Origin of the sequence: Micromonospora siamensis (assembly GCF_900090305.1) — a bacterium.
GTDB classification, from domain to species: domain Bacteria; phylum Actinomycetota; class Actinomycetes; order Mycobacteriales; family Micromonosporaceae; genus Micromonospora; species Micromonospora siamensis.
In genome coordinates this window covers 2270943-2285959 of the sequence record NZ_LT607751.1, presented here as the reverse complement: position 1 = coordinate 2285959, position 15017 = coordinate 2270943, and the positions used below count along the sequence as shown (strand labels likewise).

Below are 15017 nucleotides of genomic sequence, written 5' to 3'. Positions count from 1 at the left end.
GGGCCTGCCTTTCGTTCGCGACTGCGGGACTCCGCTTCGCTGTGTTCCTCGCGCTCACGGCAGGGTCAGGATCTCGTGGCCGTCGTCGGTCACGACGACGGTGTGCTCGAACTGGGCCGTCCAGCGCCGGTCCTTGGTGACGACCGTCCAGCCGTCGTCCCACATGTCGTACTGGTAGGTGCCGAGGGTGATCATCGGCTCGATGGTGAACGTCATGCCCGGCTCCATCACGTCGGTCGGCCGCGGGCTGTCGTAGTGCGGCACGTAGAGGCCGCTGTGGAAGGACTCGCCGATGCCGTGACCGGTGAAGTCGCGTACCACCCCGTAGCCGAACCGCTTGGCGTACGACTCGATGACCCGACCGATCACGTTGATCTGCCGGCCCGGCCGGACCGCCCTGATCCCCCGCATGGTGGCCTCGCGGGTCCGCTCCACCAGCAGCCGGGCCTCCTCGCCCACCTCGCCAACGAGGAACGTCGCGTTGGTGTCCCCGTGCACCCCGTCGAGGTACGCCGTGACGTCCACGTTGAGGATGTCGCCGTCCTGCAGGACCGTCGAGTCCGGGATGCCATGGCAGATGACCTCGTTGAGGCTGGTGCAGCAGGACTTCGGGAAGCCCCGGTAACCCAACGTCGACGGGTAGGCGTCGTGGTCGCAGAGGAACTCGTGCACCACCCGGTCGATCTCGTCCGTGGTCACCCCGGGCTTGGCGTGCTCACCGGCGAGCTGGGTGGCCTGCGCCGCGAGGCGGCCGGCGACCCGCATCCGCTCGATCGTCCCGGGCGTCTGCACGTGCGAGCCGCGCCACTCCTGGGGGCTCTTCTTCCCCACGTACTCGGGGCGGCGGATGTGCGCGGGCACCGGTCGCCACGCAGACAGCGTGCCCGGGGTCAGCGGCGGACGGACGGTCATGCCCACAGCCTATCGCCGGGCCCCGCGTGACCCCCGCCACCGTCGACCCGGCCGGGTTGTTGCCGTGGCAGAACGCCTGTGCCATTGTTTCAGCGTGGATCTAGGGGGCGAAACTCCCGTCTTCTCCGTCAGCTCGGAGCGGGACGGCGACCGGCTCCGGGTGGTGGTGACCGGCGAGGTCGACATGGCGACTGCCGACGCGATGCTTCAGAGCGCCCTGCGCGAGCCGGCCGGGCACGTCCTGCTCGACCTGCGGGCGGTGACCTTCTTCGACTCGGCCGCGATCCACGCGGTGGTGCGGCTCGCCGAACGCTTCCCGGACCGGCTGGACGTCCTGCCCTCCCGCCAGGTCGGCCGGGTGCTGGAGATCTCCGGTCTCGGCGACCAGAAGTGGCTGCGCCCGCTCTAGCCCCCGCTCAGTCCGCCAGGCGCCGGCGCAACGTCACCTCGGTGCCCCGCCCGGTGCGGGTCACGGACAACTCACCCAGCGCCCGGATCAACGACAGTCCGCGTCCCCGGAACCCGGCGCCGGTCGACTCCCGCCACCGGCCGCTGTCGGTGACGGTGGCCACCACGGTGCGGTCCTCGAGCCGCACCTCGACGTCGATGGTCGGCTCGGTCGGCTCGACCGGATGCTCGATGGCGTTCGCCGCCGCCTCGGAGACCGCGACGGTGAGGTCGAACAGGTCCGTCTCACCGACGTGGTGAGCCGTGAGGAAGTCCTCCAGCCGCTTGCGCAGCACGCTCAACCGGGTCGGGTCGGCGGGCAGCCGCAGCGCGAACCGGTTGAGCTCGGCCGCCTCCAGGGCGAGCACCGCCACGTCGTCGTGCCGGGGCCGCCCGGCGACCCGCTCGACGACGGCGTCGACCACGTCCGCCACGTGCTCGGCGGGGATGGCGGCGTCGACCCGCAGCTGGTCCAGGGCGGCGTCGATGCCGAGCCGCCGGTCCTCGATCAGGCCGTCGGTGTAGAGCAGCAGCCGGCTGCCCGGAGTCAGCTCCGCCTGCACGGTCCGGTACGTCGCGTCCGGAATCGCCCCGACGGGCGGCCCGAGCGCACGGTCGTGCAGGAACACCACGTCGTCTCCTCGGATCAGCAGGGGGGACGGATGCCCGGCGCTGGCGTAGCGCAGCCGGCCGGTGCGGGGGCTGAAGTGCAGGCAGACCACGGTGGCGAAGGAGCGGCTCTCGGTGGAGCCGACCAGCCGGTTCAACCGGGTCAGCGACAGGCCGGGGTCGAAGCCCTCCATCACGTACGCGCGCAGCGCGTTGCGCAGCTGGCCCATGGCCGCGGCCGCGCGCACGCCCTTGCCGACCACGTCGCCGATGACCAGCACCAGCTCGTCGTCGTCCAGGCCGATCACGTCGTACCAGTCGCCGCCGACCTCGACGTCGGCGCTGCCGGGGAGGTAGCGGCTGGCGACCACCGCGCCGGGCAGCTGCGGGAGTGTGCGGGGCAGCAGGCTGTGCTGCAACGTGGTGGCGATGCGGTGCTCGGCCTCGTAGAGCTGGGCGTTCTCCAGCCGCACCCCGACCAGGCGGGCGAGCTGGGTGAGGGCGGCCTGCTCGGTGCCGTCACCGTCGCGGCGCCACACCCGCAGCTCGCCCAGCCGCTCGCCGGTGGTCCCGGTCAGCGGCAGCACGAACGACGGTTCGGCGCCGCTGTCGCCGCCGGCGTCCGCCTCGTGCCGCGCCCCGGTCGCGGTGACCACGACCCGGGCGGCCTCGGCGAGGTGCAGGGCGTGCTGGGCGGCCACCCGCACCACCTCGGTCGTGGACCGGGCGGTGTTCACCGCGACGGCGGCGTCGGCCAGCCCGCTGAGCCGGCGGATGATCTGCCCGCGCAGCTGGCCCAGCTCCACGTTGGCCCGGACCCGGGCGATCAGCTCCTGCCCGGAGAACGGCTTGGTGAGGTAGTCGTCGGCGCCCACGGCCAGGCCGGCGACCGCCTCGGCGGAACCGGCCCGGGCGGAGAGCAGCACGATCGGCACGTGCCGGGTGCCCGGGTCGGCGCGCAGCGCGGTGACCAGGCCGAACCCGTCCAGCCGGGGCATCATCACGTCGGTCAGCACCAGGTCGAACGGGGACTCGACGGCCAGCCGCAGCGCCTCCAGGCCGTCCGGTACGGCGACCACCTCGTACGAGGGGGCGAGCAGCCGGGTGACGTGCTCGCGCAGGTCGGCGTTGTCGTCGGCGAGCAGGATCCGGCCGGACCCGCCGGCCGCGTCCCCCGGCCGGGAGGACTCCATGGTGTGGGTGTCGCCGTCGGTCCACAGCGCCGTCTCGGCGACCCAGAGCCGGGCCTGCTCCGGCTCGGCCAGGGCCACCTCGGCGCCGGCTTCCACCCGGTCGGGCGGCAGGTGGCCGGAGCCGAACGGCACCGTCACCGTGAACGTGCTGCCCCGCTCCACCTGACTGTGCGCCTCGACCCGGCCGCCGTGCATCTCGACCAGCTCACGGACCAGCGCCAGCCCGATGCCGGTGCCCTCGTGGGTACGCGACCGGACGCCCGCCACCCGGTGGAACCGTTCGAAGACGTGCGGCAGCTCGTCGGCGGCGATGCCGACGCCGGTGTCGCTGACCTCCAGCCGGGCGGTGCCGTCCACCGCCCGGACCCGGACCCGGATCTCGCCGTCGAAGGTGAACTTCACGGCGTTGGAGACCAGGTTGAGGACGATCTTCTCCCACATGTCCCGGTCGACGAAGACGGGCGCGGGCAGCGGCGGGCAGTCCACCACCAGGCGCAGCCCGGCCCGCTCGGTGGCCGAGCGGAAGGTGCTGGCCAGCCGGGCGGAGTAGTCGGCCAGGTCGGTCGGGCGGTAGCGGGCGGCCAGCCGGCCCGACTCCAGCCGGGAGAAGTCGAGGACGGTGTTGACCAGCTTCAGCAGCCGCAGCGCGTTGCGGTGCATCATGGCCAACCGGTCGGTCAGCTGCGGCGGGAGCTGCGGATCGGCCAGCATGTCCTCCAGCGGGCCGAGGACCAGGGTCAGCGGGGTGCGGAACTCGTGGCTGACGTTGGCGAAGAAGTTGGTCTTGGCCCGGTCCAGGGCGGCCAGTTCCGCGGCCCGGGCCATCTCCTGCTCGTACGCCTGCTGCCGGCCGACGGCCCGGGAGACCTGTGCCGCGACCAGCTCGTGGAAGTTGCGGTACTCGTTGGTGAACGGCAGCCGGCGGGAGACGCCGAGCACCAGTGCCCCGGCCGGTGCACTGGTCGCGGTGACCGGCACCACGACCGCCTGCGCGGCGGCGTCCGGCGGGAGGTCGCCGACCAGGTCGGCCACCGCCACGGTGCCGCCGTCGACCCGGCCGGCGGCGACGTCGTCCACGACGGCCGGTGGCTGCGAAACGACCTGACCGTCGGTGACACCGCTGCGACCGGCCAGGGTCAGCCCGCCGTCGGCGTCCCGCAGGTAGAACAGCGCGAACGGCACGTCGGCGCGATGGCCGTCGAGGACCCGGGCGGCGGCCCGGCCCAGCTCCTCGCTGCTGACCGCGTCGCCGAGCTCGGAGCCGAGCTCGGCGAGGGCGCGCAGCCGGCGCTCGCCGACGACCCGACCGGTGGTCTCCGTCACCAGGCAGAAGACCCCGGTGATGGTGCCGTCGTCGTCGCGGACGGGGTCGTAGGAGACGTCGAAGAAGACGTCCTCCAGGAAGCCGTGCCGGTAGATGACGAAGGGGTGGTCCTGGCCACGGTAGGGCTCGCCGGTGCGGTGCACTCCCTCCAGCAGCGGCTCCAGTACGTCCCAGGTCTCCGGCCAGTGTTCGCGGGCGGGCTGCCCGATCGCCTGCGGGTGCTTGGTGCCGATCGTGGGCAGGTAGGCGTCGTTGTAGAAGGCGCGGTGCTCGTCGCCCCAGAACATGGCGATCTGCGCCCGCGAGCCGAGCATCATGCTCACCGCGTGCCGCAGCGCGGAGGACCAGTCGGCGGGGTGACCCATCGGGGTGCCGGACCAGTCGAGGTCGGCCAGCCGCCGCCCCATCTCGCCACCGGCGGCGAAGGCGGCGGTGAGCAGCGGCGGGAGCGTGGCAGCGCCGGACCGGCCGGCCTCCGGGGACAGTCGTCCCCCGTCCGCGCCCCCCAGGGCCGAGCTCATGCAGCCTCCCGCTCCGGCCTCGTCGACGGCGAGCAAGGATGATCCGCTCGCCGCGTCCGCCCATGTACCCCGACGGACCAGCAACGTAACGCATTCAGTCGGGTGCGCGCTGGTTACCTGCGCCTCACTTCGGCGTCACCGGCCGGGCCGGCGGCTCCCGGGCAGGTGGGAACGGGTGTGGTGAGAGCGCGTCGGAGCGAGCGGCGCGTACCAGGGCGGTCACCGGGCGTGGATCGGGCTCGTTCTCCGGATGCCACTGCACCCCGAGGACGAACCGGCGGCCGGAATCCTCGACCGCCTCGATCACCCCGTCGTCCGCCCAGCCGGTCACGGTGAGCCGGCCCGGGTCGGCGACCGCCTGGTGGTGGTAGGAGTTGACCCGGTCCACCTCGCCCATCACCGCGGCGGCGAGACTGCCCGGAGCGAACCGGACGCCGTGGCTGCCGTACCGGCCGGGTGCCGGGCGGTGCCGGTCGTGGCCCACCACGTCGGGCAGGTGCTGGTGCAGCGCCCCGCCGGCCGCGACGGCGAGCAGTTGCATCCCCCGGCACACGCCGAGCACCGGCAGGTCGGCGGCGAGCGCCGCGGTGAGCAGGGTCAGCTCGCCGGCGTCCCGGTCCGGCCGGGACTCGGTGCGCGGGTCGGGCGGCTGGCCGTACCGCTCCGGACCGACGTCGGCGCCGCCGGCCACGAGCAGCCCGTCGAGCAGCTCCACCACGTGGGCGTCCACGTCGTCCGGGGGCAGCACCACCGCCCGGCCGCCGGCTGCGGTGACCGCCCGGGTGTACGCCTGCGGCACCAGCACCGCGGGCACGTCCCGCCAGACCGCCCAGCCGGCCGGCTCGACGTACGCGGTGACCCCGATCACCGGCCTGGTCATAGGGGGGTCACGTACGCCCCGGTGATCCCGCCGTCGACCACGAACTGGCTGGCGGTCATGAAGGAGGAGTCGTCGCTGGCCAGGAAGGCCACCGCGGCGGCGATCTCCTCCGGCCGGCCGAACCGGCCCATCGGCACGTGCACCAGCCGGCGGGCGGCCCGCTCGGGGTCCTTGGCGAACAGCTCCAGCAGCAGCGGGGTGGCGACCGGACCGGGACAGAGCGCGTTGACCCGGATCCCCTCCCGAGCGAACTGCACGCCCAGCTCCCGGGTCATCGCCAGCACCCCGCCCTTGCTCGCCGTGTACGCGATCTGCGAGGTGGCCGCGCCCATCAACGCCACGAACGAGGCGGTGTTGATGATCGAGCCCTTCCCCTGCCGCCGCATGTGCGGGATGGCGTGCTTGCAGCAGAGATAGACGCTCGTGGTGTTGACCCGGAGCACCCGCTCCCAGGCGTCCAGCCCGGTCTCCAGGATCGAGTCGTCGTCCGGCGGGGAGATGCCGGCGTTGTTGAACGCCACGTCCACCCGCCCGTGCCGGTCGACCACCCCGTCGAAGAGGTCCCGGACCGACGCCTCGTCGGCCACGTCGCAGGCGACGAAGTCGCCGGCCACCTCGTCGGCGGCCCGCTTCCCCGCCTCGGCGTCGATGTCGACGCAGACCACCGTCGCCCCCTCGGCGGCGAACCGGCGTACGGTCGCCAGGCCGATCCCGCTGCCCGCCCCGGTGACCACGGCGACCCGGTCCGTCAGTCGTCCCTGCATGCTGTTCACTCCTCGGTGCTGATGAACACGTTCTTGACGTCGGTGAAGGCGTGCAGCGCGTCCGGGCCCAGCTCACGGCCGAGGCCGGAGCGCTTCATCCCGCCGAACGGCGTCCAGTAGCGCACCGAGGAGTGCGAGTTGACGCTGAGGTTGCCCGACTCCACCGCCCGGGCCAGCCGCAGCGCCCGACCGACGTCCCGGGTCCAGATCGAGCCGGAGAGGCCGTACTCGGTGTCGTTGGCCAGCCGGACCGCGTCGGCCTCGTCGTCGAACGGCAGCACCGACACCACCGGGCCGAAGACCTCCTCCCGCCAGTGCCGGTCGGCCGGGGAGTCGGCGAGCAGCACGGTCGGCGGGTACCAGAAGCCGGGCCCGTCGGGGCGGCTGCCGGTGAAGGCGACCTTCGACCCGTCGACGTAGCCGGCGACCCGGTCCCGGTGGCCGGCGGAGATCAGCGGGCCCATCTCGGCGTTCTCGGTGGCCGGGTCCTGCACCCGGAAGGCGCGGACGGCCGGTTCGAGCAGTTCCAGGAAGCGGTCGTACACCGGGCGTTGCACCAGGATCCGCGAGCGGGCGCAGCAGTCCTGGCCGGCGTTGTCGAAGACCGCGTACGGCGCGGTGGCGGCGGCCCGCTCCAGGTCGGCGTCGGCGAAGACCAGGTTGGCCGACTTGCCGCCCAGCTCCAGCGTCACCCGCTTCACCTGCTCGGCGCAGCCGGCCATGATCCGGGTCCCGACCTCGGTGGAGCCGGTGAAGCAGACCTTACGCACCGCCGGATGGGTGACGAACCGCTCGCCGACCACGCTGCCACTGCCGGGCAGCACGGTGAACACGCCCTCCGGCAGGCCCGCGTCGAGGGCCAGCTCGGCCAGGCGCAGGGCGGTGAGCGGGGTCAGCTCGGCGGGCTTGAGCACCACCGTGTTGCCCGCGGCCAGCGCGGGGGCGAACCCCCAGCCGGCGATCGGCATCGGGAAGTTCCACGGCACGATCACCCCGACCACGCCGAGCGGCTCGTGGAAGGTGACGTCCAGCCCGCCCGGCACCGGGATCTGCCGGCCGGTCAGCCGCTCCGGCGCGCCCGCGTAGTAGTCGAGCACGTCCCGGACGTTGCCGGCCTCCCACCGGGCGTTGCCGATGGTGTGCCCGGAGTTGCGCACCTCCAGCCAGGCCAGCTCCTCCCGGTGGTCGTCGACCACGGCGGCGAACCGTCGCAGCAGTCGCGCCCGGTCCCCCGGCGCGACGTGCCGCCACGACTCGTACGCCCGGGCCGCCCGCTCGATCGCCGCGTCCGTCTGGGCCGCCGACGTCGCCGCGACCTCGGTCAGCACCGTGCCCGTCGCCGGGTCCACCACGTTCGTCATGTGCCCAGCCTGCCGGTCAGAGGCGTTCGAAGCCACGGACCAGTTCCCAGTCGGTCACGGCGGCGTCGAACGCGGCCAGCTCGACCTTCGCCTGGTTGGCGTAGTGGGCGGCCACCTCGTCGCCGAACGCCTCCCGGGCCACCGACGAGCCCTCCCAGAGGGTGAGGGCGTCGCGCAGGGTGGCCGGGACCCGCTCGGCGGCCGGGTCGTCGTACGCGTTGCCGGTGCACTCGTCGGCCAGCTCCAGCTCCGCCTCGATGCCGTGCACCGCCCCGGCGACCAGCGCCGCGATCGCCAGGTAGGGATTCACGTCCGCCCCGGGCACCCGGTTCTCCACCCGCATCCCCTGGCCGTGGCCGACCAGGCGCAGGGCGCAGGTGCGGTTGTCGGTGCCCCAGCGCAGCGCGGTGGGCGCGAAGGAACCCGGCTGGTAGCGCTTGTAGGAGTTGATGTTCGGCGCGAACAGGAGGCTGAACTCGCGCATCGAGGCGAGCAGCCCGGCCAGCACCCGCTGCCCCGTGACCGACAGGTGCGCCGGCCCGTCGCCGAGCATCGCCGAGCGGCCGTCGGCGTCGCGCAGCGAGAAGTGGATGTGGCAGGAGTTGCCCTCGCGGGCGTTCGGCTTGGCCATGAAGGTGATCGACATGCCCTCCTGGGCGGCGATCTCCTTGGCCCCGTTCTTGTAGATGACGTGGTGGTCGGCGCAGGCCACCGCCTCGTCGTACCGGAAGGCGATCTCGTGCTGACCGAGGTTGCACTCCCCCTTGGCGCTCTCCGGGGTGAGCCCCGCGCCGGCCATCTCGGTGCGAATGCGCCGCAGCAGCGGCTCCACCCGGGCGGTGCCGAGCAGCGAGTAGTCGACGTTGTACTGGTTGGCCGGGGTGAGGTCCCGGTAGCCGCGCCGCCAGGCGTCCTCGTACGAGTCGCGGTAGAGGACGAACTCCAGCTCGGTGCCCGCGTACGCGGTCAGCCCGTGGGCGGCGAGCCGGTCGAGCTGCCGGCGCAGGATCTGCCGGGGCGAGGCGACCACCGGACCGGAGCCGTCCAGCCACTCCAGGTCGGCCAGGACCAGCGCGCTGCCCGGTTGCCAGGGCGTGCGGCGCAGCGTGGCGAAGTCGGGCTTCATGGCGAAGTCGCCGTAGCCGCGTTCCCAGCTGGACATCGCGTACCCGTCGACGGTGTTCATGTCGACGTCGACGGCGAGCAGGTAGTTGCAGCCCTCGCTGCCGTTGGCGACCACCTGGTCGAGGAAGTACGGCGCGTGGATGCGTTTGCCCTGCAGACGGCCCTGCATGTCGGTCAGGGCCAGCACCACCGTGTCGATCTCGCCCTCGGCGACGGCGACGCGGAGCTGTTCCAGCGTGAGCGGAGCTTTCCTCATGGGTGCGCCTCCATCACCAAGGTCTACTGGCCGGACCCGATCACCGTCAATGCCCCTGGTCGACACGTCGGCAAACCCGATCGACGCCGCGCACTTCTTCTCTTGATGTTCGTCGATGGCAAGCGGGCGAGACGGGTCGGGCGCCAACGGAGGCGCCAGGTCATGATGGGGAGGAGCGCGATGTGCACTGCTCAACACCGTCGGCACGACCGCCGACGCATCCTCGTCGCCGCCGTGCCTTCACCAGGGTCCCGCGTCACCCTGCCGTCAGCTGAACCGGTCCGCGAGCTTCGTCAGCCGCGCCACGTACGCCGGCCAGTCGTAGCCGTCCGGGAGGCTGCCGTTCGCGCCCTGCCAGCCGACCGCGCCGTCGCGCTGCTCGCGCACGATGTCGGCGTGACCGGCGTGCCGGGCGACGTCGGTGATCACGTGGACGATGACCCGGTGCAGGGTCACCGGCGGTGAACCCGGCCGCCACCACGGCACCTGCCCCGGCGCGTCCAGCGGCAGCTGCTCGATCGTCTCGTCCGCGAATGCCGCGACCCGGCGGTACAGGTCGATCAGCCCGTCCTTGGTCTCGTCCTCCCGGGCGTACCAGTCCGCCTGCGGGTCGGCCTCGAACTCCTCGTCGCTGACCAGTTCCTCGGGCGTGGGGAAGCGACGCCCGAAGGTCGGTCCGAAGTAGCCGGCCTCGACGTTCAGGCAGTGCTTGACGATGCCCAGCAGGTTGGTGCCCGTCGGGGTGCCGGGGAGCCGGGCCTCGCGTTCGGTCAGCCCGTCCAGCTTGGCGATGAGGTCGTCGCGGTTCCCACGGAGGTAGTGGAGCAGTGCGGTCTTCGGATCGGTCATGTCTGCCATGGCCGCCAGTCTTCCCCAACCGCCCCTCGCCCGTGGTCCCGCGACAGGGCGGGACCGAGGGCGTCAGCGGTGGGCGAAGACGAACCCGCCCTCGACGTCCGGGGACGGCCGGTGCGTCATCTCCGCGTCGACGGTGAGCCCGGCGGCCTCCAGCCAGGCCGCCACCCGGGCCGGCGGACGGCGGTGGACGTACACGTGCATGGGGTGGCCGCCGTAGCCCTGCGTCTTCAGCCTGCTGCCGTCACCGGCGAAGAAGCCGAGCAGCGCCACCCCGCCGGGTCGCAGCACCCGGCGGAACTCGGCGAGGACCGCCGGCACCTCCTCGTCGGGGACGTGGATCAGCGAGAACCAGGCCAGCAGCCCGCTCAGGCTCCCGTCGGCGATCTCCAGGCGGGTCATGGAGCCCACCTCGAACCGCAGGTCCGGGTGGTCCCGCCGGGCCACGTCGACCATCGCGGGCGACAGGTCCACGCCGAACGCGTCCAGTCCGAGGCCGTGCAGGTACGCGGTGAGCCGGCCCGGACCGCAGCCGACGTCGGCCACCTCCCCGATCCCCTGGGCCCGGACCAGCTCGGCGAAGAGCCCGAGGACGCCCCGCTCGAACGGTGCGTCGGCGAGCGCGTCGCGCAGCAGGTCGGCGTAGCTCGCCGCCACGGTGTCGTAGGAGGTGCGGGTGTCGTCGAGCCAGTCACGGTCGCCCATGCACCGCACCCTAGTCGGCGGGGCAACGAAGAGATCTTGGTCGTACTAGCCTGCCCGGCATGGCCTTGAGTCCCGAAGAGTTCCACCAGCACGCGCTCTCCGCCGCGGACGACGAGCGGCGGCTTCCCCTGGCCCGGATGACGGCCTGGGAGATCAGCCCGTTCGAGCAGCAGGGGCTGAGGGTCACGCCGCTGCGCCCGCCGGTGCTGCCCGAGGGCGCCCGGCACGGCGAGGACCCGGCGGACTGCGGGCCGTGCCGGGGCCGCGACAAGGGCATCTGGTTCAACGACCGGTGGCGGCTGGCGCGGGTTGCGGGGGTGGGTGTCCCGCTGGTGCTGATGCTCTACCCCCTGGACCACCACGACCTGGCGGACCTGCCGGACGAGCTCGCCGCCGAGCTGGGGCTGCTGACCACCCGCATCGCCCGCCACGTGCAGGCCCTGCCGCACATCTCCCGCGCCCACGTCTACCGCGTCGGCGACGGGGCGGCCCACCTGCACATCTGGTTCTTCGCCCGGCCCGAGGGCCAGGCCCAGTTCTTCGGTTCGTGGCTGCCCGTCTGGGACGACCTGCTGCCGGAATATCCCGCCGACGTCGCCGAGGCGGACGCCGCGATCGTGGCCGACGCCCTGGTCGCCTCGCACGGTGGCCGGCGGTCGCCGGCTAGCTGACCCGGGCGGCCGGATCGCGGCCGATGAAGCCCAGCAGCCGGGTCTGCGGGTCGGCGTCCTCCTTCACCGGCACCCGGGGACCGTACTGCCCGGAGGAGCGGATCAGCTCCTCCATCGGCTCCATGCCGGCCAGCAGCTGCGCGCAGAAATCCTGGTCGAGACGTTCGTCCTGGCCGGTGGCGCGGGCCAGGTCCCAGGTGTGCATGAACACGTCGCTGGTGTAGAACTGGTCGATCGCCCGGTCCAGCGGCAGTTCGCCGACGTGCCGGTCCGTCAGCAGGCGACCGGCGGTGGCCGGATCGTCGAGCAGGGCCTGAACGCCTTCGCAGTGCACCTGCCACGCGGCCACCGGGTCGTCGTCGACCGACGGCCCGGCGGGCAGCCGCACGCCGGCGCCGCCGGCCAGGAACGGCGGCAACCACTCGACCAGATGGCGTACGACGTCGCGGGCGGTCCACCCCGGGACAGGTGCGGGGACGTCCCACGCCCGGACGCCCCGGACCCGGTCGGTGAAGGCGCCGCTGACCTGCCGGTGCCGCTGCGCGGGGTGTTCAGACAGTGCCATCGGCGAGCATCCCGTCGAGTTTGGCGTAGCCCTGGTCGACCCCGGTCTCCATGCCGCTGGCCAGCCACGCGTCCCGGGCCTCGAAGCTGTCGACCAGCGACTGGGTGCGCAGCAGCGTACGGCCGTCGCCGAGGTCGTCGAACCAGAGCGTCTCCAGCGCCACGCCGTCGGGTTGCCCCTCGAAGGTGAACGTCTGCACGATCCGGTCCGGTCGTACGTCGTGGAAGCAGCCGCGGAACGCGTACTCCTGGCCGTCGCGGGTGGCGACGTAGCGCCAGCTGCCGCCCGGGCGGGCGTCCCACTCCTCGATCCGGTTGGCCATCCGGTCGGGGCCGATCCACTGGGCGAACAGCTGCGGGTCGGTGTGCGCCCGGAACAGCTGCGCGGGGGTGGCGTCGAACTCCCGGCTGATCCGGATGATCGGCAGCTTGGGGTCGGCCTCGATGGTGGCCTGTTTGCTGGTGCTCATGCCGCGCCTTCCTCCTCGGTCCGGTCGTTGGCCGGGTCCTGGTCCATCCGCGCCAGCACGGCGTCGAGGCGGCGGTAGCGTGCCTCGGCCTCGCGCCGGTAGCGCTCGATCCACGTGTCCATCAGGTCGAAGACCTCCGCCTCCAGCCGCACCGGTCGGGGCTGCGGCCCCGCCGGTCGGCTCACCACGCCGGCGTCCTCCAGCACCTTGAGGTGCTTGTAGATCGCCTGGAGGGTCATCGGGTAGGGCTCGGCGAGCTGGCCCACGGTGGCGTCCCCGGATGCGAGCCGGGCCACCATGTCCCGCCTGGTCGGGTCCGCGAGCGCCGCGAAGACCCGCGACAGGGTGTCCACCGCCATCTCCCCCACTTTCTACCATTCGGTTGAAAAGGACCGTATTCGCGCCGCCCGGCGCTGTCAACCAGAATGTTGAAAGCCCAGCCAGCGGCTTTTCGGGACGACGACGAGAGCAGGACCTGGCATCGTGTCGGGGCATGATCGTCCGAACCGCCACCGAGCGGGACGCCGAGGCACTGGCCGTCGTCCACATCCGCAGCTGGCAGGAGGCGTACCGGGGCAAGGTCCCGCAGGACTACCTCGACCAGCTGGACCCGACCCAGCGCCGGCAGGGCTGGCGGGACTGGATCCGCGAGGACCGTCCACCGGCCGGCACCCTGGTGCTCGTCCACGACACCGACGGCGTGATCGGGTTGGTCAACGTCTCACCGAGCCGCGACCCCGACACGGATCCCGACCTGGTGGGCGAGATCCAGGCCCTCTATCTGCTGCCGGAGCACTGGGGACGGGGCGCCGGCCGGCTCCTGATGGCGGCCGGGGTGCGCCGGCTGGCGAACGCCGGCTACCGGGAGCTCGTCCTGTGGGTGCTGGAGACGAACGACCGCGCCCGACGCTTCTACGAGGCCGACGGCTGGCGCGCCGACGGCTCGCGGAAGACCGACGACTCCCGGGGCTTCCCCTACGTCGAGGTCCGCTACCGCCGCCGGGTCATCCCGACCGTCGAGCCGCTCCGGGCCGGCGCCGAGCCGATGAAGCGGCTGAGTCAGCCGGGCTGAGACCGGCACTCCGAAATGATCTGGCGACGGCAAAGGATCTTCACCTACGGTGGCGCCATGGCTAGCCCGATCAAGCAGGTCCAGATCACCTTCGACTGCGCCGACCCCCGGCGCGTCGCCCGCTTCTGGTGTGCGGCGCTCGGGTACGTCCCGCCGCCGTCGCCGGAGGGGTTCGACTCCTGGGACGACTACGAGCTCACGCTGCCGCAGGAGCAGCGCGGGGCCTGGGCGGTGGCCCAGGACCCCACCGGAGCCGGCCCCCGCCTGTACTTCCAGCGCGTCCCGGAGAGCAAGGTCACCAAGAACCGGCTGCACCTTGACGTCCGGGTGGTCACCGGGTTGGTGGGCGAGGAGCGCCTGGCCGTGCTCGAGTCCGAATCCGCCCGCCTGGAAGCCATCGGCGCGAGGCGCGTACGACTCATGCTCGCCGACGAGGAGAACGAGTCCTGCCTGGTCATGCAGGACGTCGAGGGCAACGAGTTCTGCCTCGACTAGGGCCTGCGGCGGGCCGGCGCGGCGGCGTCCCGAAAGCCGGCCCGGTCGAGCCGGGCACCTCGTGCACGATGCCGGCCACCGGCGGATGAGAACCGTCCATCCTCCGCACCGTAGTGACGGGCCGGCCCAGCCGCTCGCCCCTAGGAGTCACCGGTCAGGTAGCCGGTGAGCCGGTCGGCGAGCTGACGCGGGTGGCTGAGCGCCACGGTGTGGCCGCCGTCGACCTCGTCCGGCACGAGGCCGAGCCGGTCGGCGGCCACCCCGCGCAGGAAGTCGGCCGGGAAGAACCTGTCGTCGCGGGCGATGAGCACCTTCGTCGGCACGTCCGGCCAGGCGGCCAGCGGCCACGGTTCGTCCCACTCCGCGCTGACCTGCTGGCGGACGTGCGCCGGGGCCTGCGCGACCAGCTCGGCCGGCACGCCGGTGTAGAACTGCTCCTCCTCGCTGAGCCCCTCCGGACCGCGGTAGCCGGTGGCGTCCCACCAGTCCCCCGGCTTCTCGCCCGGTCGCGGGATCATCGGGGTGAGCAGGACCAGCAGCCGCACCGGCAGCCGGTCGGCGACCAGAGGCGCGGTGAACGCGCCGTACGACTGGCCGACGACCACCAGGTCGCGGCGGTTGCCGATCGCCTCGACGACCGTGTCGCGGAACTCGGTCAACCCCGCCGCCTCGTCGTCGATGGGCAGCTCCGGCACGACCACGTCGTGCCCGCGGGCGGTCAGCTCGGCGGCCAGCAGGTGCCAGTCCCAGGCGCTGCCCCCGCCTCCGTGGATCAGAACGAAAGTGGCCATGC

Annotated in this window: 16 protein-coding genes; 4 read left to right on the top strand and 12 right to left on the bottom strand. The window is 72.9% G+C overall.

Annotated elements, in window-relative coordinates; translation table 11 throughout:
• Positions 1–54: 54 nt before the first annotated feature.
• Positions 55–912 (bottom strand): type I methionyl aminopeptidase, encoded by an 858-nt coding sequence (gene map / locus GA0074704_RS10535; RefSeq protein ID WP_088973588.1) that lies wholly within the window; start codon positions 910–912, stop codon positions 55–57.
• Between the two features lie 64 nt (positions 913–976).
• Between map and GA0074704_RS10530 the strand changes: the two genes are divergently transcribed.
• The gene (locus GA0074704_RS10530) at positions 977–1321 is read left to right on the top strand and encodes an STAS domain-containing protein (protein ID WP_088970333.1); all 345 of its coding nucleotides are present in this window, start codon (positions 977–979) and stop codon (positions 1319–1321) included.
• A gap of 7 nt (positions 1322–1328) precedes the next feature.
• Here GA0074704_RS10530 and GA0074704_RS10525 read toward each other — a convergent pair whose 3' ends face one another.
• The 7 genes from GA0074704_RS10525 to GA0074704_RS10495 form a co-directional block, all read right to left on the bottom strand.
• Positions 1329–5006, bottom strand: a complete 3678-nt coding sequence (locus GA0074704_RS10525) for a SpoIIE family protein phosphatase (protein ID WP_088970332.1) — start codon at positions 5004–5006, stop codon at positions 1329–1331.
• A gap of 124 nt (positions 5007–5130) precedes the next feature.
• On the bottom strand, positions 5131–5886 hold the full coding sequence (locus GA0074704_RS10520; protein WP_088970331.1) for a gamma-glutamyl-gamma-aminobutyrate hydrolase family protein: 756 nt from the start codon (positions 5884–5886) through the stop codon (positions 5131–5133).
• Positions 5883–6650 carry a 3-oxoacyl-ACP reductase gene (locus tag GA0074704_RS10515; RefSeq protein ID WP_088973587.1) on the bottom strand — a complete coding sequence of 256 codons (768 nt, stop codon included), beginning with the start codon at positions 6648–6650 and terminating at the stop codon, positions 5883–5885. Before GA0074704_RS10515 ends, GA0074704_RS10520 begins: the two co-directional genes overlap by 4 nt.
• A 5-nt stretch (positions 6651–6655) precedes the next feature.
• Positions 6656–8011, bottom strand: coding sequence for an aldehyde dehydrogenase family protein (locus GA0074704_RS10510; protein ID WP_088970330.1), 1356 nt, complete (start codon positions 8009–8011; stop codon positions 6656–6658).
• A gap of 16 nt (positions 8012–8027) precedes the next feature.
• Positions 8028–9392, bottom strand: a complete 1365-nt coding sequence (locus GA0074704_RS10505) for a glutamine synthetase family protein (RefSeq protein WP_088970329.1) — start codon at positions 9390–9392, stop codon at positions 8028–8030.
• A 267-nt stretch (positions 9393–9659) separates the two neighbouring features.
• Positions 9660–10250: a DinB family protein gene (locus GA0074704_RS10500; RefSeq protein WP_088970328.1), complete on the bottom strand. Its 591-nt coding sequence runs from the start codon at positions 10248–10250 to the stop codon at positions 9660–9662.
• 63 nt (positions 10251–10313) lie between these two features.
• The gene (locus GA0074704_RS10495; RefSeq protein WP_088970327.1) at positions 10314–10952 is read right to left on the bottom strand and encodes a class I SAM-dependent methyltransferase; all 639 of its coding nucleotides are present in this window, start codon (positions 10950–10952) and stop codon (positions 10314–10316) included.
• A gap of 59 nt (positions 10953–11011) precedes the next feature.
• On the opposite strand from GA0074704_RS10495, the gene GA0074704_RS10490 reads away from it, so the two are divergent.
• Positions 11012–11623, top strand: a complete 612-nt coding sequence (locus GA0074704_RS10490) for an HIT family protein (protein WP_088970326.1) — start codon at positions 11012–11014, stop codon at positions 11621–11623.
• Here GA0074704_RS10490 and GA0074704_RS10485 read toward each other — a convergent pair.
• Genes GA0074704_RS10485 through GA0074704_RS10475 form a run of 3 tightly spaced genes read right to left on the bottom strand, consistent with a single transcriptional unit; the run spans position 11616 to position 13016 of the window.
• Positions 11616–12188 carry a TIGR03086 family metal-binding protein gene (locus tag GA0074704_RS10485; protein ID WP_088970325.1) on the bottom strand — a complete coding sequence of 191 codons (573 nt, stop codon included), beginning with the start codon at positions 12186–12188 and terminating at the stop codon, positions 11616–11618. The two genes, GA0074704_RS10490 and GA0074704_RS10485, sit on opposite strands and share 8 nt — an antisense overlap.
• On the bottom strand, positions 12175–12657 hold the full coding sequence (locus GA0074704_RS10480) for an SRPBCC family protein (protein WP_088970324.1): 483 nt from the start codon (positions 12655–12657) through the stop codon (positions 12175–12177). The genes GA0074704_RS10485 and GA0074704_RS10480 overlap by 14 nt, the downstream gene beginning before the upstream one ends.
• On the bottom strand, positions 12654–13016 hold the full coding sequence (locus GA0074704_RS10475; RefSeq protein ID WP_088970323.1) for an ArsR/SmtB family transcription factor: 363 nt from the start codon (positions 13014–13016) through the stop codon (positions 12654–12656). The genes GA0074704_RS10480 and GA0074704_RS10475 overlap by 4 nt, the downstream gene beginning before the upstream one ends.
• Positions 13017–13150: 134 nt before the next feature.
• Here GA0074704_RS10475 and GA0074704_RS10470 point away from each other — a divergent pair, with 134 nt between their 5' ends.
• Entirely contained in the window at positions 13151–13729 is a 579-nt protein-coding gene (locus GA0074704_RS10470) for a GNAT family N-acetyltransferase (RefSeq protein ID WP_088970322.1), read from the top strand.
• 57 nt (positions 13730–13786) lie between these two features.
• Entirely contained in the window at positions 13787–14224 is a 438-nt protein-coding gene (locus GA0074704_RS10465) for a VOC family protein (RefSeq protein ID WP_088973586.1), read from the top strand.
• Positions 14225–14364: 140 nt separating this feature from the next.
• On the opposite strand, the gene GA0074704_RS10460 is transcribed toward GA0074704_RS10465, so the two are convergent.
• Complete coding sequence (locus tag GA0074704_RS10460) at positions 14365–15015, bottom strand: alpha/beta fold hydrolase (protein WP_088973585.1); 651 nt, start codon at positions 15013–15015, stop codon at positions 14365–14367.
• Positions 15016–15017 lie beyond the last annotated feature (2 nt).

Bases quoted from the DNA above. Each gene is read 5' to 3' on its own strand.
- map (WP_088973588.1), bottom strand. From the start codon at position 912: ATGACCGTCCGTCCGCCGCTGACCCCGGGCACGCTGTCTGCGTGGCGA.
- GA0074704_RS10525 (WP_088970332.1), bottom strand. From the start codon at position 5,006: ATGAGCTCGGCCCTGGGGGGCGCGGACGGGGGACGACTGTCCCCGGAG.
- GA0074704_RS10520 (WP_088970331.1), bottom strand. From the start codon at position 5,886: ATGACCAGGCCGGTGATCGGGGTCACCGCGTACGTCGAGCCGGCCGGC.
- GA0074704_RS10515 (WP_088973587.1), bottom strand. From the start codon at position 6,650: ATGCAGGGACGACTGACGGACCGGGTCGCCGTGGTCACCGGGGCGGGC.
- GA0074704_RS10510 (WP_088970330.1), bottom strand. From the start codon at position 8,011: ATGACGAACGTGGTGGACCCGGCGACGGGCACGGTGCTGACCGAGGTC.
- GA0074704_RS10505 (WP_088970329.1), bottom strand. From the start codon at position 9,392: ATGAGGAAAGCTCCGCTCACGCTGGAACAGCTCCGCGTCGCCGTCGCC.
- GA0074704_RS10500 (WP_088970328.1), bottom strand. From the start codon at position 10,250: ATGGCAGACATGACCGATCCGAAGACCGCACTGCTCCACTACCTCCGT.
- GA0074704_RS10495 (WP_088970327.1), bottom strand. From the start codon at position 10,952: ATGGGCGACCGTGACTGGCTCGACGACACCCGCACCTCCTACGACACC.
- GA0074704_RS10490 (WP_088970326.1), top strand. From the start codon at position 11,012: ATGGCCTTGAGTCCCGAAGAGTTCCACCAGCACGCGCTCTCCGCCGCG.
- GA0074704_RS10485 (WP_088970325.1), bottom strand. From the start codon at position 12,188: ATGGCACTGTCTGAACACCCCGCGCAGCGGCACCGGCAGGTCAGCGGC.
- GA0074704_RS10480 (WP_088970324.1), bottom strand. From the start codon at position 12,657: ATGAGCACCAGCAAACAGGCCACCATCGAGGCCGACCCCAAGCTGCCG.
- GA0074704_RS10475 (WP_088970323.1), bottom strand. From the start codon at position 13,016: ATGGCGGTGGACACCCTGTCGCGGGTCTTCGCGGCGCTCGCGGACCCG.
- GA0074704_RS10470 (WP_088970322.1), top strand. From the start codon at position 13,151: ATGATCGTCCGAACCGCCACCGAGCGGGACGCCGAGGCACTGGCCGTC.
- GA0074704_RS10465 (WP_088973586.1), top strand. From the start codon at position 13,787: ATGGCTAGCCCGATCAAGCAGGTCCAGATCACCTTCGACTGCGCCGAC.
- GA0074704_RS10460 (WP_088973585.1), bottom strand. From the start codon at position 15,015: ATGGCCACTTTCGTTCTGATCCACGGAGGCGGGGGCAGCGCCTGGGAC.